The 15,098-nt window shown below is 59.8% G+C and carries 16 protein-coding genes; 13 read left to right on the top strand and 3 right to left on the bottom strand.

Going from position 1 to position 15,098, the window contains the following annotated elements:
* The first annotated feature begins 176 nt into the window (after positions 1 to 176).
* The 10 genes from VF672_RS21395 (at position 177) to VF672_RS21440 (ending at position 7,085) form a co-directional block, all read left to right on the top strand.
* A complete protein-coding gene (locus VF672_RS21395; RefSeq protein ID WP_331106614.1) occupies positions 177 to 815 on the top strand; it encodes a DUF2931 family protein in 639 nt (212 codons plus the stop codon).
* 118 nt (positions 816 to 933) lie between these two features.
* The gene (locus tag VF672_RS21400) at positions 934 to 1,476 is read left to right on the top strand and encodes a hypothetical protein (protein WP_331106615.1); all 543 of its coding nucleotides are present in this window, start codon (positions 934 to 936) and stop codon (positions 1,474 to 1,476) included.
* Between the two features lie 5 nt (positions 1,477 to 1,481).
* Positions 1,482 to 2,111, top strand: a complete 630-nt coding sequence (locus tag VF672_RS21405; protein WP_331106616.1) for a DUF2931 family protein — start codon at positions 1,482 to 1,484, stop codon at positions 2,109 to 2,111.
* 210 nt (positions 2,112 to 2,321) lie between these two features.
* The gene (locus VF672_RS21410; RefSeq protein ID WP_331106618.1) at positions 2,322 to 2,585 is read left to right on the top strand and encodes a PAAR domain-containing protein; all 264 of its coding nucleotides are present in this window, start codon (positions 2,322 to 2,324) and stop codon (positions 2,583 to 2,585) included.
* Between the two features lie 419 nt (positions 2,586 to 3,004).
* Positions 3,005 to 3,889, top strand: coding sequence for a manganese catalase family protein (locus VF672_RS21415; protein ID WP_331106620.1), 885 nt, complete (start codon positions 3,005 to 3,007; stop codon positions 3,887 to 3,889).
* 77 nt (positions 3,890 to 3,966) lie between these two features.
* Entirely contained in the window at positions 3,967 to 4,173 is a 207-nt protein-coding gene (locus VF672_RS21420) for a hypothetical protein (protein WP_331106622.1), read from the top strand.
* Positions 4,174 to 4,534: 361 nt separating this feature from the next.
* Entirely contained in the window at positions 4,535 to 5,992 is a 1,458-nt protein-coding gene (locus tag VF672_RS21425; protein WP_331106624.1) for an ATPase domain-containing protein, read from the top strand.
* Between the two features lie 43 nt (positions 5,993 to 6,035).
* Positions 6,036 to 6,401 (top strand): response regulator, encoded by a 366-nt coding sequence (locus VF672_RS21430; protein WP_331106625.1) that lies wholly within the window; start codon positions 6,036 to 6,038, stop codon positions 6,399 to 6,401.
* An 86-nt stretch (positions 6,402 to 6,487) separates the two neighbouring features.
* On the top strand, positions 6,488 to 6,832 hold the full coding sequence (locus tag VF672_RS21435) for a hypothetical protein (protein WP_331106627.1): 345 nt from the start codon (positions 6,488 to 6,490) through the stop codon (positions 6,830 to 6,832).
* 79 nt (positions 6,833 to 6,911) lie between these two features.
* Entirely contained in the window at positions 6,912 to 7,085 is a 174-nt protein-coding gene (locus VF672_RS21440) for a hypothetical protein (RefSeq protein WP_331106628.1), read from the top strand.
* 4 nt (positions 7,086 to 7,089) lie between these two features.
* Here VF672_RS21440 and VF672_RS21445 read toward each other — a convergent pair whose 3' ends face one another.
* The 3 genes from VF672_RS21445 to VF672_RS21455 form a co-directional block, all read right to left on the bottom strand.
* Positions 7,090 to 8,004: an alpha/beta hydrolase gene (locus VF672_RS21445; protein ID WP_331106630.1), complete on the bottom strand. Its 915-nt coding sequence runs from the start codon at positions 8,002 to 8,004 to the stop codon at positions 7,090 to 7,092.
* A 163-nt stretch (positions 8,005 to 8,167) separates the two neighbouring features.
* Positions 8,168 to 8,536, bottom strand: a complete 369-nt coding sequence (locus tag VF672_RS21450; RefSeq protein ID WP_331106632.1) for a histone-like nucleoid-structuring protein, MvaT/MvaU family — start codon at positions 8,534 to 8,536, stop codon at positions 8,168 to 8,170.
* 203 nt (positions 8,537 to 8,739) lie between these two features.
* Positions 8,740 to 9,705, bottom strand: coding sequence for a tyrosine-type recombinase/integrase (locus tag VF672_RS21455; RefSeq protein ID WP_331106634.1), 966 nt, complete (start codon positions 9,703 to 9,705; stop codon positions 8,740 to 8,742).
* A gap of 185 nt (positions 9,706 to 9,890) precedes the next feature.
* Between VF672_RS21455 and VF672_RS21460 the strand changes: the two genes are divergently transcribed.
* The 3 genes from VF672_RS21460 to VF672_RS21470 all read left to right on the top strand — a co-directional run bounded on the left by VF672_RS21460 (position 9,891) and on the right by VF672_RS21470 (position 15,082).
* The gene (locus VF672_RS21460) at positions 9,891 to 10,907 is read left to right on the top strand and encodes a DNA-binding protein (RefSeq protein ID WP_331106636.1); all 1,017 of its coding nucleotides are present in this window, start codon (positions 9,891 to 9,893) and stop codon (positions 10,905 to 10,907) included.
* A 151-nt stretch (positions 10,908 to 11,058) separates the two neighbouring features.
* On the top strand, positions 11,059 to 13,644 hold the full coding sequence (locus VF672_RS21465) for a bifunctional diguanylate cyclase/phosphodiesterase (protein WP_331106638.1): 2,586 nt from the start codon (positions 11,059 to 11,061) through the stop codon (positions 13,642 to 13,644).
* 85 nt (positions 13,645 to 13,729) lie between these two features.
* Positions 13,730 to 15,082, top strand: coding sequence for an MATE family efflux transporter (locus tag VF672_RS21470; RefSeq protein ID WP_331106640.1), 1,353 nt, complete (start codon positions 13,730 to 13,732; stop codon positions 15,080 to 15,082).
* Positions 15,083 to 15,098 lie beyond the last annotated feature (16 nt).

The following is a 15,098-nucleotide window of genomic DNA, read 5'->3' on the forward strand; positions in this document are numbered from 1 at the left end:
CAGGTAATGACGGACCGGCTCGTACGCCTGGAACCTGCGCAAGAGGCATTGCTACGAGCGCGTTACATCCACATATCCGCGCACTGGACCCCTGAAGGTCCCTTCTTACTTAGCAAACCGGCACCGCTGAATCGTAGGAACGTGCACGTCAATCGTCCGCAAGAAGGTTATCCCGAATGAGGCGCCTGGCGTATGCACTGGGATTACTAATCAGCCTGAGTGCCTGTGCAGCTAACTCTCCACTTCCAGCGAGACCGAAGCTGCCGTATCCGGCGTGGTATGTAGGGTTGGCGGCGCCCCAAAACATGGAGGTGTGGGTGGAGACGGTTGATGTGCTGGATCAGCGCGGCCTTGCTTTTTTTCGCGTGCACGGTGGCGTCGTCAGCTACACGGGTCAGCCGGATGGCTGGCACGAAGGAGGAGGCAAGTCCAAACCCATCAATAACGTCGATTTGCCAGATCAAATTTTTCTGCGCTGGCAATCGTTAGTTGAACCACAAACCTATAAAGTTTTGATCAACATACCCCAATGGGTACGCGATGAAATGATCAAGCCACAGCGGGAGTTTTGTAGCTGGGATCAGGAGGTCGTCACTCTATATCGGGACACCATAAGCCTGGGCATGGCGCCCGGAGGCATCGCAAAGGTCTGGGTCGGATCGGGGTGTTTAGAGCATAAGGAGGTCGGCCGCTTTCAGGCTGAAATCGAACCGCTCGGACCCTATCGTGGGGCGAGCAAGGGCAAGTACATCCCACTCGAACCTGAAAACAAAGCCTACATCGACCAGCACGGCATTCCCTATGGCAGCTGGTAATGCTGCTGCGGACTCGCACCCATCGCGCCACTGCACAAATGAACGTCTCAGAACCCACTGCGGCGGGCATTCCGATGTCCGCTGGGGCGACCTGCCACGAGCACGAGAAAAGTTGTGGATGACGCAACCCTGCAAAGCCAGCGTTCCGACCGGCCAAAGGGTTGAGTCCCACGCCGCCTGGACTCGTGCAGAGGCGGACGCCAAGGAATTGCGCGAATCAGGCGTCGCTCGCGATGGCTACATTGCGGTGAAAGCCTGGCCTGCAGCAACTAACCCTCGCGGCAAAGCTGCGTCGGCCACGCAGGACTACTGGATAACTGTGCTGCTCGAACGCCCGGTGCATGGCGAGCTGAGCCTGATTGCATTGCGTGTCATGCGAGAACTGGGCGTGCGTAACGGCGTTCCCTTCAAAGGTCTGGAGGAGCGGCCTGAACTGACACTGCCGGGTGAACTCAAGTCCATCGCCGCGCGAATCTTGCAGCAGGTCATGGCGGATCGGCTCGTACGCCTTGAGCCTGCTCAAGAGGCGTTGCTGCGAGCGCGTTACATCCACATTTCCGCGCACTGGACTCCAGAGGGCCCCTTTCTATTCAGCAAACCGGCGCCTCTGAATCGTAGGAACGTGCACCTCAACCGTCCACAAGAAGGTTATCCGGAATGAGGCGCATGGGTCTTGCAGCCGGATTGCTACTCAGCCTGAGTGCCTGCGCCACGGGTGGCTCAGTGCCCCCACCAGTCAAGCTGCCATATCCGGCGTGGTATATCGGCTTCGCCGCGCCCAAACACATGGAAGTGTGGGTGGAAAGCGTCGATGTGCTTGATCAGCGGGGATACGTTTTCTTCAACGTGCATGCTGGGGTCGCCGGTTACACACGTAAGCCCGAGGGCTGGCACAAGGGCACATCTGGTGGCAAACCCATCAACAACGTCGACTTACCAGACCAACTCCTTCTGCGTTGGCAGTCACTAGTAGAGCCTCAGGCTTACAAAATCAGCATCCGAATACCGCAATGGGTACGCGATGAGATGGCTAGGCCAGAGCGCGTGTACTGCCGTGGATCAAAAGAATGGATAGACGACTACCGCTTCGCTATTACGCTCGGGATGGCCCCAGGAGGGATTGTTAAAGTTTGGGCCGGTGGGCCATGTCTGGGTTTCAAGGAAGTCGGTCGTTACCAAGCTAAAGTCGAACCGCTCGGCCCGTACCGCGGGGCGAGCAAGGACAAGTACATCCCACTTGAGCCTGAGAACAAAGCCTACGTCGAACAACACGGCATTCCCTATGGCACTTGGTGATTCTGCTTTGGCATTCAAAGGTTGAACCGCTTTGTTAAGTGATTAAGCGAGAACGCCATATCTCAGCATGACGGCGTCGCTCAGCCCGACCCGTTTGGCAGCAAGTCATTGTCTGAACTCGAACGAGACAAACAAGCATTGGCAGTTCTGCTGAACTCGTCACCTTCACCGAATAGTCAATCATTCCACCCACAAATGAGCCTTCACCTTATGAAAGACATCATCCGCCTCGGCGACCTCACCACTCATGGCGGCGTCGTACTTGAGGCCTTTGCTCAAACCGACCTGAACGGTAAACCCATCGTCGGAGTAGGGCACAACGTCAGTTGCCCGTTGTGCAAAGGTATTTTCCCCGTCGTCGAGGGCAGCAGCACCTACGCCATAAACGGAATCGCCGTTGCCTTGGACGGCATGAGAACCGCCTGTGGTGCGGCCCTGATTGCCAGCGGGCCAAAGGCTGCTGTCACGCGATAAGCCCCGGCGGATTGGCTCAACACGACCCTGCTCGTGAAGGTTCACAGCGACCCGCGGCGCAACGCCGCCGGTCCCGTTACTTGTTCTTCAAACACCGCATACATCAGAACGATTGCGGCCGCGTGCGAGCCATCGATGTGGGCGTGTTGTTGGTTCTGCATCTCTACCCGCCATGCACGGCAATGCACCTGCCGCCCATTCCAAGTGTGCGGCTGCCACTCGTCGGGACACGAGCCACTGTCATTAAACTTTTAGCGCTAAACCATTGGTCGGGCCTGCGCACACTTCCCTGAATTTCAGCTTCAGTGACGTCTCTTTATATCTGTGCGGTCTGCTTAGTTGACCGATCGCCGTACCAAAAAGCTGAACGTGTGGTTAAAAACCCCGACATCAATTTAGCCTGAGAAGGGAGTAACATTATGTTCCTGCACAATAAACGTCTTCAATACACGGTTCGCGTTGCCGAGCCTAACCCGGGACTTGCGAACCTGCTGCTCGAGCAGTTTGGTGGCGCCCAGGGCGAGTTGGCAGCGGCCACTCGTTACTTTACCCAAGCGTTGTCTGAAGAAGATCCAGGTCGTAAAGACCTGCTGATGGACATTGCCACTGAGGAGTTGAGCCACCTCGAAATCATCGGCTCGATTATTGTGATGCTGAACAAAGGTGCCAAAGGCAAAATCGCCGAGGGCGTACAAGCTGAGGGCGAGCTCTACCGTGAAATCAACGGCGCTGGCAATGATTCGCACATTACCAGCATCCTGTACGGCGGTGGCGCTTCACTGATCAATTCGGCGGGCGTGCCGTGGACTGCGGCCTACATCGACACCATTGGTGAACCGACTGCAGACTTCCGTTCGAACATCGCGGCGGAAGCGCGCGCCAAGATTGTCTACGAGCGCCTGATCAACGTGACCACTGATCCAGGCATCAAGGACGCGCTGGGCTTCTTGATGACGCGCGAGATCGCGCATCAGATCTCGTTCGAGAAAGCGCTGCACTCGATTCAACCCAACTTCCCGCAAGGCAAGTTGCCAGGCATGCCTGAGTTCTCGCGGACTTACTTCAGCATGTCCAACGGCGAGCCGAACGTACGCGGGCCGTGGAACAGTGACGCCGAGTTTGAGTATGTCGAGAATCCACAGCCTGCCGTCGATGGTGGTGACGGTACTGCGTCCGTCACGTTGGCCGAGGACGACTCGGTGACCCTGACGATGATGAAAGAGCGTCTGAAGTCCGACCTGACTGCGGACCCTATGACCGGTGCCGACCTGGGGTCGGGCCTGGCTCAGGGTAAAGTGGAATAACGACCTGGCACGGGCCCGCGCTGGGCCCGCACTGCCGACGGTATGCCACATGCCATGCACAGCAGGGAGGTTTTCTGATGAACAAGCTATTGGAAGATTCAACGCTCGATGAAGCCAGTGTGGCGTTCGACGACAAGTACCCGCTGCATTTCACTTCGTGTCTGACACGCTTCGACGCGGAGGCGGCAACCTTGGGCCGTGGCTTCAGAACCGCGTTATTCGTGCAGCAATTCAAGGCCGGACTGTTGCCGAAAACAATACGCGGATTTGAAAGAATTCATTAGGCATCGCTGCTCTCGACGCTTGACGGGAGCACCCGTGAACAGGATTGAGTCACTTGGTCAGGACTCTTTGGTTTTTGCCCGCGAAAGCGGGCTTTTTTTTGCCTGATCGATCAACGCCGTTCCGTGTTGCCACTTGCGTCCGATGAGGCTGGGGCGATTCCCGTCGCATCAGCTGGCGGTGAAGATGCGCCTCCAGCCTTCAAATACCCGTAAACAGGATCCGTATTCGGCCAATGACGCCCCGTCATCCGCCACAGTGCGATGGGCTAGACTCCTCCGCGATAACTTGCCACTGTATCGACCTTCACAGGCGCGCAATGCGTATTTACAAGCCTGATGCACATCAGGAGAGGAAGCAGAATTGGATCAGCTAAAACGCCTTGAAAGCGGGATCGGGGGCTTTGATGACGTGCTCAAGGGAGGCCTTGTTTCGGGTGCGTCATACATCATTCAGGGCCGCCCGGGCTCGGGCAAGACCATCCTTGCCAGCCAGTTGGGCTTCCACCACGTGCAACAAGGCGGACGCGTACTGTTCGCAACGCTGCTCGCCGAACCTCACGACCGGCTATTCCATTTTCTCTCGACCTTGAGTTTTTTTGATCGCGGTCCGGTAGGGCAAAGCATCCAGTTCATCAGCGCCTTCGACACCCTCGAGAACGATGGCCTGGATGAGGTCGTCAAGTTGCTGCGCCGTGAGATAAGTCGGCAAAAGTCCAGCCTGCTGATCCTCGACGGGCTCCTCAATGCACGATCCAGAGCAGATTCACCGCTGGACACCAAGCAGTTCATTTCCGAGCTTCAAGGCCATGCGGCCTTCGCCGGCTGCACGGTGCTGTTCCTCACCAGTTCGCAGCTTGAGGATGGCAGCCCGGAGCACACCATGGTCGATGGCGTTATCGAAATGGGCGAGGACATGCTCGGCAGCCGCACCGTGCGGCGCATCAGGATGCGCAAGACCCGCGGCAGTGGCGCGATCCCCGGCGCCCACGAATACGAGATCGATGAGCGGGGCATCTCGATCTACCCGCGCCTCGAAAGCACCATACCCCGCAACAGCGCTATCCCCGAACTACCCTACGCGACCCTGAGCAGTGGCATCCACGGACTGGACGGGCACATCGGCGGTGGTCTGGTCGTGTCCTCGGTGACGCTGATTATGGGCCCGTCGGGGGCGGGTAAGACCTCCCTGGGCATCCATTTTCTGAGCGGGTGTTCGGCGCAGGAGCCCGGGCTGTACTTCGGCTTTCACGAATCCCCGCAACGGGCAAGAACCAAGGCGCGGTCGCTCGGCAAGGACTTCGCGGCGCTGGAAGCCGTCGGTGCGCTGAGCATCGCCTGGACGTCGGCCTCCGCCGGGCTCATCGATCGTATTTGCTATGACCTGCTGGAGCGGGTCGAGCAGCAACGGATCAAACGCGTGTTCATCGACAGCCTGAACGCCTTAAGCCGAACCTCCGCTGATCAGCGGCGGGTGCTGGACGTCCTCGAAACCTTACTGGGCGAACTTCGCGCCCGAGGCGTCACCGTGATGGCGGCGTGGGAAGCTCAGCGCCTGTTCGATGTTCATGTCAGCGCCAGGGTGGCGGCGCCAGAGGTTGCGGCGCCAGAGGTTGCGGCGGTGGTGGATAACCTGCTGCTCGTCCAGTTCGTGCAGCATCGAACTGAACTTCAACGTCAGGTTTCCATTCTTAAGATCAGAGACAACGCCTACGATCCCTCGCCACTTGAAGTCGTGATGAGCAACGCTGGAATCACCATGAAGAGGTCTGAGATATGCGATGTGCAATGCGGGGATGGCCAGGACACGCGACTGACCTGATAAATCGCCGGGCCTTCGTGACCTCGTGGCAAGCAGTTCTCTGATGACAACCATCCTGATCATCGACGACGAGTACCTCATCGCCGATATTTTGAGCTTTGCGCTGGAGGATGAAGGTTTCCACACGGTGGTGGCCGGGAGCGGGGCAAAGGCGCTGGACCTGCTTGAGCGGGATCGGCCGGACCTGATCATTACCGATTTCATGATGCCCGGGATGACCGGGCTGGAACTCGCCGAGACGGTCAAGTCCCTCGCTGCCCACAGGTCAACGCCGATCATGTTGATGAGCGGCGCACAGGCCTACATGGGGACAGAACGGCCAGACCTGTTCGCCGTGGTCATTGAAAAGCCGTTCGATATCGATCAAGTCATCGAAAAGATTCACGCCCTGTTTGGCCCGCGCGATTGAAAGGTTCAGATTGACCGCCGTCGGCGTTGAACGAACCGGTTCATCGCAGGGTCGATACTGATAACGCGTACGACACGGACAGTGAAATGAATACCTGGTACAGCAAGTCGTTGGGCGAAGGCACGGTTGTCTACAGCCGTTTACGTGTACTGAATGAACTTCGGCATCACGTTTGCCCGGATTCATCTTTTCCCTACTCGCTTTACATGGACGCGGTCACCGCGCAAACCATCGTATTGTTTCAGCCCGAGCAGGTTGTGCTGGCCACGGCTTTCGGTGCCTTGCCTTGTGTGCAGCCGCAGATCAACGGAGTTCGCCTGATCGATCTTGAATACCGTCCATTGCCCGTCACGGTTCAAAGTACTCAACTATTCAATGCTCCGCGTGCTCGCGCTGCTGCACGGCAATTTGCTGAACACCGCGCATCGTGAATTAAGCCTGGCCAGCTTGTAGGTCGACTGAGACCTCGGCGGTTTGGTTTGCCGTCCTTACTTCATCAGGAGCATTAACATGGCTGTCGCCGTCGTCAGACTGGAAGGCAAAGACATCCCCCTCGAACAGCGGCAATCGGGCGTCACCGTATTGTTCCGTGTCAAAAATGATGAGGGCGCTGTATTTTATTTCGAAGATGAATTCGATGCGGCGAAGTCAGCGGTTGAATTGAGCGACGCTGAGCACACCTGAAGGCTTAGTCTTTCGCGTCACACGGGGTCCCATCACCTCGCAACAGACTTAGAACCGCATTCGCAAATGCCTCCGGCACTTCCTGCGGCACATTATGCCCCACACCGTTTAACACCTCTCGGCGTACCGGGCCTTCGAATCCGAGCATCGCCACGCTGTCATCACGTTTTGATGAAACACCATCGTCTGCTCCCGCCAGAATGACCGCCGGTACAGTTATCGCAGGTTTTAGCGCGAGCTTTTCCTGGATCAGCGCGTAATGCGGATCTCCCGCCACCAGCCCGTAACGATGACGGTAAGAATGCACAACCACGTCGACGAAGTCCGGATTTTCGAATGCCTGGGCTGTGTCAGTGAACGTCGTATCCGCAAATAACCACGTTGGCGACCAGAGCTGCCAGAGCAGGCGGCAAAAGTCACGGCGATTGGCCGCCAGGCCTGCGCGTCCCCGCTCACCGTGAAGATAATACTGGTACCACAGGCGGCGCTCCGTTTCGGGCGAAGCGGGTGTGCCCGCCTCAGCGATGTTCTGGATGTTATAGCCCGGGTCGCAGCTGACCAATCCGGCCACGCGTTCTGGCCACAGCGCAGCTACTACGCAGGCGGCGCGTCCGCCCCAGTCATAACCGGCAAGAATGGCGTTGGGGATGTGCAATGCATTCAGAAGTGCGAGCAGGTCAGCGCCCAGTGCGGCCTGTTCTCCGGAGCGGGGCGTGTCAGGATCAATGAAGCGGGTCGGTCCGTAACCCCTCAGGTAAGGCACGATGCAGCGACAGCCGGCTTGAACAAGTCGGGTCGAGACGTCGTCATAGGCGTGGATGTCGTAAGGGAATCCGTGGAGCAACACCACAACGGGGCCCTCGCTGGGACCTGTGTCGCGGTATGAAACGTTGAGCACGCCAGCGGGGATGTTCTTCACGGCAGGACTCCTGCAGGCATGCAGCAGAGGCGAAGCACCGACGGCTCATTTGCACGGCTATGTGCAAAACCGGGTCACCGATGCCACGCCGTGGGTGCGGGCATCGGAAGATCGGCAACGAGGTGCCAGGCAATAAAGGCCTTTCTCCTCGTTGACGGGTCGATCAGGAAACCCAGGACTCGACGGTGTCTGAACCGTGTTCGGCTTTCCATTCTTTCAGGGTTTTGTGGTTGCCGCCTTTGGTCTCGACAACTTCACCGGTGTGCGGGTTTTTGTAGACTTTCACGGCGCGGGCTTTGCGAGTGGTTTTCTCGGGGGCGGCGGCGTTCTTGCCCTGCTTGGATCCGGTAGGGTGATCCAGAATCGAAATAATATCTTTCAGGCTTTTATTGTATTCGCCCAGCAGCGTACGCAATTTGCCTTCGAATTCGATTTCCTGCTCAAGGCCTTTATCGCCTTTCATGGCTTCGAGGGCAGCAAGCTGGTCGGCAAGGTGACGTTCGAGCTGGCGGTATTCAGCAAGTTTTGACATTGGAACTCCATGTTTCGGTTTGTTGATACTGACGTGCGGCGTTAGCACTGGCGAACATTGGAGCGCACGGTGGTTACTGGTGTAACCGTGGACACTGTAGTGCGAGTCGGTGCAGGGATGCCAGTATTAAACGCAAACTTTTCTTTCTTAAATGCACGTTGGCCGACGGCGGCGTTGCCGGTCGCTTTGAACTTGCCGGTGGATCAGGCTTGCGTCAGCGCGGCGGGCTGCAAGGCTTGGTTTAACGCAGGCTTCAAAGCCAGGCCACCAAAAGAGCTGGTCGGGTCTACATAACGCAACGCCGACTTAATGTCCTTCCAGCCGACGTAACTCATGAGGCTTTTAATATCCCAACCGTTGCCGGACGCCCAAGTTGCGAAGCCCCTGCGCAATGAATGACTGCTGTAAAGGTGGTCGGGCAAGCCTGCGTCTTTAAAGATACGCCGCAACATCGGCACCAGACTGTGGGCGTTGATTGCCTCCATGGACAGGTTGCCCCAGCGGTCGATGCGACGAAACACCGGCCCCTGGGTGAGGCCGGCCACCGTGATCCAGTTGATGTAGGCGTTGACCGGGCAGAGCGTCTTCAATGCCGGGGTAGTGAACGTTGTGCCCTCGTGCTGACGATCCCCTTTGGTGTAGGGCAGGTAAAAGCTGATGCCTTCGCCCGCTTGCGCCTGGATGTTGCCCACGTCCAGCCGCGCCAGCTCATCACCGCGAAAACCCCGCCAGAAGCCGACCAACACCAGGGCAATGGAACGCCGATGGCGCATCAGCGTCCTGTGGTCACCGCGTTGCCACGCCGCCTCGGCCTCGTTCTCCAGCCACGCGACGGCCTGCTCGAGATGACGCAGCAGCAGCGGCGCCGCCTGTTTGGCCTGCGCCGGATGGACCACGCGAATGCCCTTGAGCAGTTGCCGCACGGTGGGCGTTTTGGTCGGGTCCGGAAATCCCTGGGTGACGTGCCACTGGGCCAGCGCCGCCAACCGCTGCTTCAGCGTACTGATGGCGTGCTTGTCGGCGTACTCGGCGAGGTAGCGCACGATGCCGTCACCCGTGGTTGGCAGGTACCCGCCCCACACCACCTCGAAATGCTCGATGGCCGAACGATAGCTTCGCCGCGTGTTGGCGCGGGTGCCTGCTGACAGGTACCGATCTGCCTTTTCCATAGATTCCTCGATCAACCGGGGCAATTTCAGCGCCAGCGGGACGCCTTAAAAGCTTTCGGGCTTCTGAAAAGCGATAAAGCCCTATTATCGTTTGCTTGTAGAAACATTTCCACACACGGATTTACCTGATAACGTAGCCCGTAATAACGTGTTACGTAACACGGTACGAAATAGTAGGAGCGGAGATGGCACGCGGGGGCATCAATAAGGCGGTGGTGGAGCGGGCGCGACAGGCCTTGCTGAGCAAGGGCGCTTACCCGAGCATCGACGCTGTGCGCGTTGAGCTGGGGAACACGGGCTCGAAGACCACCATTGCCCGTTATTTGAAGGAGCTGGACGCTCATGCGCCCGGTGAATCGACCACGCGCGAGCGCATGGGCGATGAGTTGAAAGCGCTGGTTGAAGGCTTGCTTGATCGCCTGACGGAAGAGGGCGCCGAGATCGTTGCGCTGGCCGAAGCGGACTTCACCCGTCAGCGGGAGGCCTGGGAAGCCCGGCTGGAAGCCCTTGAGCAAGGGCTCAAATCGGCGCAGCGCCAGACTGAATCGCAACACGCTGCGCTTACCGAACAGGGTACCCAGTTGCAGACCACCCATTCCTCCTGGCAGTCGGAACTGACGCGCAACGCCGGGCTGAGTCAGCAGTGCCAGGACCTTGAGCGGCGGGTGCAAGACAAGGACCTGCAGATCCAGTCCCTCGAAGAAAAGCATGTGCACGCCCGCTCGGCGCTGGAACATTACCGCGAGGCCATCAAGGAGCAACGCGAGCAGGACCAGCGTCGCCACGACGCCCAGCTTCAGCAGATCCAGGTGGAGCAGCGAAAACTGCAGGAGACGCTGGTCATCAAGCAGGATGAGTCCACACGCCTGAACCGCGACAACGAACGCCTGCTCGGGGAATTACGCCAGCAGGCCCGTGCGCTGGCCGACCAGCAAGACCAGGCCCAGCGCCTTGCGACAGAACTGCGCTCGGCGCAGATGGCCACCGCCAAGGCGCAAGGAGCCAGCGAACAGCTGCAAGCACAACTGGTCGCGGTGAAAGCCGAGAGCAATTCCCTGGCAACCGCCCTGGCACTGGCCGGTGAGCAAGTGGCTCAGTCAAACCAGCGTGTCGCCGCCTTGAGCGAGGAAAACCACGCCCTGCGTGCACAGGTAGCGCTTGCTCTGGAGGCAAGCGATGTGCTGACGCCGGATCAGGAGTGACACCGACCGTCACGCATCATTGATCCGACACCCGAGCCTTTACTCAAAACCGTGGAAGGCTGTTGCGCTGCCCGTCCCGCCGCTCATCATTGCTCTGCAGCCGCCGATACAGACGTAAGCGACCGTCCCGTCATCAGCTCTGCGGAAAACCATGTCCATTCAGCCCACCCCTGTCACCCGTACGCCCGCAAGCCCCTCGACCGTTGCGTTGGCGCGGGGCTCGTTGTTCAAGTTCGTCTTCCTGCTGGCGGGTGTCTTTATGCTGGCCGCTTACTTGCTGGTATTTCTCGCCCGTGATCTGGACTACACCGAGGAAGTCGAAAGCGCGTTCTACACCGAGAAGGCCGTGCGCTCACTGGAAAAATCGCTGAGCGTCACGGTCAAGGACTACGCGTTCTGGGGCGATGCCTACCGCTATCTGCATCTGAAGGTTGACCCTGACTGGGCCTTCGTCCGGCAGAACGTAGGCCCCACGCTCTACACCGATTTCGGCTTTCAAGGCCTCTTCGTCATAGATGACGCCGGGCGCACGGTGTATGCGGTGGTCGAAGGGCAGCTCGAGAAAGTCGATGCCGACGCTTGGTTAGGCGCTGCCCGGGACAAGATTCTGGCCAGGGCCCGGGAGGGCGCGGAGTCGGAAACCCCTGTCACTCTTTTTATCGACCTGAACGGCACCCCCGCGCTGGTCGCCGCAGCCGCCATCACCCCCGGCACCGATCCGAGCGTGACCCCCGATGACCGGGTGAACTCGGTAATGATCTTCGTCGATGTATTGGACGACGCCAAACTGGCCGTCATCGGCAAGGAATACGGCGTGGACGGGCTGCACGTCGCCACGCAGGAAGAACGCCATCAGGTCTCGATCTTCCCGCTGGGTGAGGGCGGTGCGGCCGGTGCCTTGCACTGGACGCCACCCAAGCCGGGCCAGCGCTTGATGGCGATGGGGTTGCCGCTGATTGGCCTGGCCGCTGCGCTGGTGTGCTTGATGACCTGGGCCATTCTGCGTCGCACCACCGCCGCCGCGCGTTCTCTGGATGACAGTTATACGTCCCTGCAGAAAAGCGAAAGCGCACTGGCGACCAGCGAGGCGCGGTTCCGTGACGTGGTCGAAGCCAGCTCCGACTGGGTCTGGGAGATCGACAGTGAAGGACGCTTCACCTACCTGTCTGACCGCTTTGAAAGCGTGACCGGCCTGGACCGCGCGCAGTGGATCGGTGCCTTGATGGACGACCTGCTGCAAACCGAACTCGGCCATGTCTCTCAGTGGCTGGCCATCCCTAATCGCCGCCCCGACATCACCATCCAGTGCCGCTACCTGGAAACGTGTGGCCGCGAGCGCATCAGTCGCCTTTCGGCGCGGTCGATGGTGGCGGGCGGGTTCAGAGGCACGGCCACTGATGTCACCGAAGAAGTGGAAGCCCGGCGGCGCATCGAATTCCTGTCTCAGCACGACGCCCTGACCGGTCTGCCTAATCGGGTCAGGTTGCAGGAGTTTCTCGACGGCAAGCTTAAGGCGCTGCCGACCCTGGACCAGCCGCTGGTGATGCTAAGCCTCGACCTGGACCGCTTCAAGCCGGTCAACGACCTGCTCGGCCACGCCGCCGGAGACCGCGTGCTCAATGACGTGTCCAGCCGGTTGTCCGACTGCGTCCGCCATGGCGATCTGGTCGCGCGCGTGGGCGGTGATGAATTCGTGCTCATCCTCAGCGACACCAGGACCCAGGACGAGGTGGAGTCGTTGTGCCGACGGCTGATCGACTCCATCGAACGCCCGGTGCAAATCGACGACCAGGAAATATTCGTCAGTGCGAGCATCGGCATCGCCATGGCGCCCACTGATGCGCGCGAGGCGGCCGAATTGCTGCGTTACGCCGACATCGCGCTGTACGAGGCCAAGGCCAGCGGCCGGGGCACCTGGCGGTTCTATGCCGGCGACATGAACGCCAAGATCATTGAGCGCCGCCGGCTGGAGAGCGACCTGCGCTATGCCATCAAACACAACGAGCTGCGCCTGCATTTCCAGCCGCGTTTCCGTATCTGCGATGGCGAAATGGTGGGCGCCGAAGCGCTCGTGCGTTGGCAGCATCCACAGCGTGGCCTGATTCCGCCGGACACTTTTATTCCGATCGCCGAAGAAAGCGGGCTGATCATTCCGCTCAGTGACTGGGTCATGACTCAGGCATGCAGTGAAGCCACGCGCTGGCCGAAACACCTGTTCATTTCCATCAACCTGTCGCCTGCCGAGTTCAAGCGCGGCAACCTGCCGTCGCGCATTCATTTTGCGCTCAAGGCCACCGGCATCGAGCCGTCGCGGGTCGAACTGGAGATCACCGAAGGGGTGATGATCGAGGACGCCGTGGGTGCGCTGGACGTCATGCTGACCCTCAAGCAACTGGGGGTGCGGATTGCCATGGACGACTTCGGCACCGGCTATTCATCTTTGAGTTACCTGCGCACATTCCCCTTCGACGGCCTGAAGATCGACCGAAGCTTCCTGACCCGCCTCAGCGAAAGCGAAGGCGACCGCTCCATCGTCCAGGCCATCGTCGGGCTCGGCCGCGCGCTTTCATTGACGGTCACCGCCGAGGGCATCGAAACCGCCGAGCATGTGCAATTGCTCAAGGCGGTGCAGTGTGAGGAGGGTCAGGGCTATTTCCTGAGCCACCCGCTGACCACGCCAGACTTCCACGCACTGTTGGCAGCGAGAAATACGGCAGGGCTGGGCACAACCGTATAAAGTGCGCGCGCTGCACACGCAGCGCTTTGCAGGCCACCCCGGTTTCCCGGCCCGGCCTCTGCCGCCTTCTTTATCTGGAGTGTTCATGACCCCTCGCGCTGTTTTCACCGAAGGCTCGGTGGCCCGGCACGTCATGGTGATGTCGAGCACCAGCGCGTTGAGTCTGCTCGCGGTGTTCCTGGTGGACATCCTCACCCTGCTGTACGTGTCGATGCTGCACGATCCGTTACTGCTCGCGGCAACGGGGGTGGCAAAGGTGCTGATCTTCCTCAACAGCGCAGTGTCCAGCGGGCTGATCATTGCCGCCGCGACGGTGCTCTCGGAGCGGATCGGCCATCGCGCCTCGAAGGCCTCTTCGCGGATGGTCACTCATTTGATGCTGATGGTTGTCGTAGCGTCCGGCGCAGCGGCGGCCTTGCAGCTGGCGTTGCTGGTTCCGCTCACCCGTTGGCTCGGCGCGGACGCCAATACGTACGAAGCCGCACGGGTCTTTATCTGGCTGACGCTACCGTTCAGCGTGCTGCAGTCGGCCATGCAGATGGCGGCGCAGATCCTGCGAACCACCGGTGACAGCCGCCGGGCCCTGTGTGTGGTGTTATCGGGCGCGGCGACCCTGGCGGTGGCCGACCCGTTGTTCATTTTCGGGTTTGGCCTTGGCCTTGAGGGCGCGGGGATTTCCTACGCGCTGTCGGCGCTGGTGTCCCTCGGCCTGGGCATTTACTGGCTGCGTGCGCGGCTGGCGATGCGGTTCTCGATCAACCTTCGGCTGCTGCACCTGCACGCGATGAACGTCATGAAGGTCGGTTTGCCGGCCATGGTCGGCAACCTGGCAACGCCTGTCGGCCTGACGTACCTGGTCTCGTCGATCGGCGCGTACGGGACTTCGGCGCTCGCAGCGATGTCGGTGATGGACCGTGTCATGCAACTCGCGTACTGCGTGTTCTTTTCCCTTCCCAGTGCCCTTGCGCCCGTGCTGGGGCAGAACATCGGCGCCCATCGCCACGCCCGCGTGGCCTCGGCCATCGGTTTCAGCCGCAAGCTGGTGATTGTGTATGGCCTGCTGGTCTGGGCCGTGTTGCTGCTGGTGGCCAACGGGCTGGCCGACACGTACGAACTGGAGGGCACCGGGCGCGCTATCTTGCTTGCTTTCTGCCAGGTCGGCGGCGGGTTGTGGGCCGTGATTGGCCTGGATTTTGTCGCCATCGCCATGTTCGTGACGCTGGGCCGACCTTGGCTTGTGGCGCTCTTTGCCTGGCTGCGGGCAACGCTGGGCACCGTGCCGTTCGTATTGGGTGGCATTCATCTGTTCGGCGCGGCCGGCGCATTCCCCGCGATGCTCACCGGCAACGCCTTGATTGCCGTGACTTCGATTACAATCGCGTCCCTCACGGCGCGGCGCTTTTTTCAGCGCCGAGGCAATGTGCAGGCGGTGGCCTAAGCAAGTGTTGCCGCGC

Source organism: Pseudomonas sp. (assembly GCF_036387035.1).
Taxonomy (GTDB): Bacteria; Pseudomonadota; Gammaproteobacteria; order Pseudomonadales; family Pseudomonadaceae; genus Aquipseudomonas.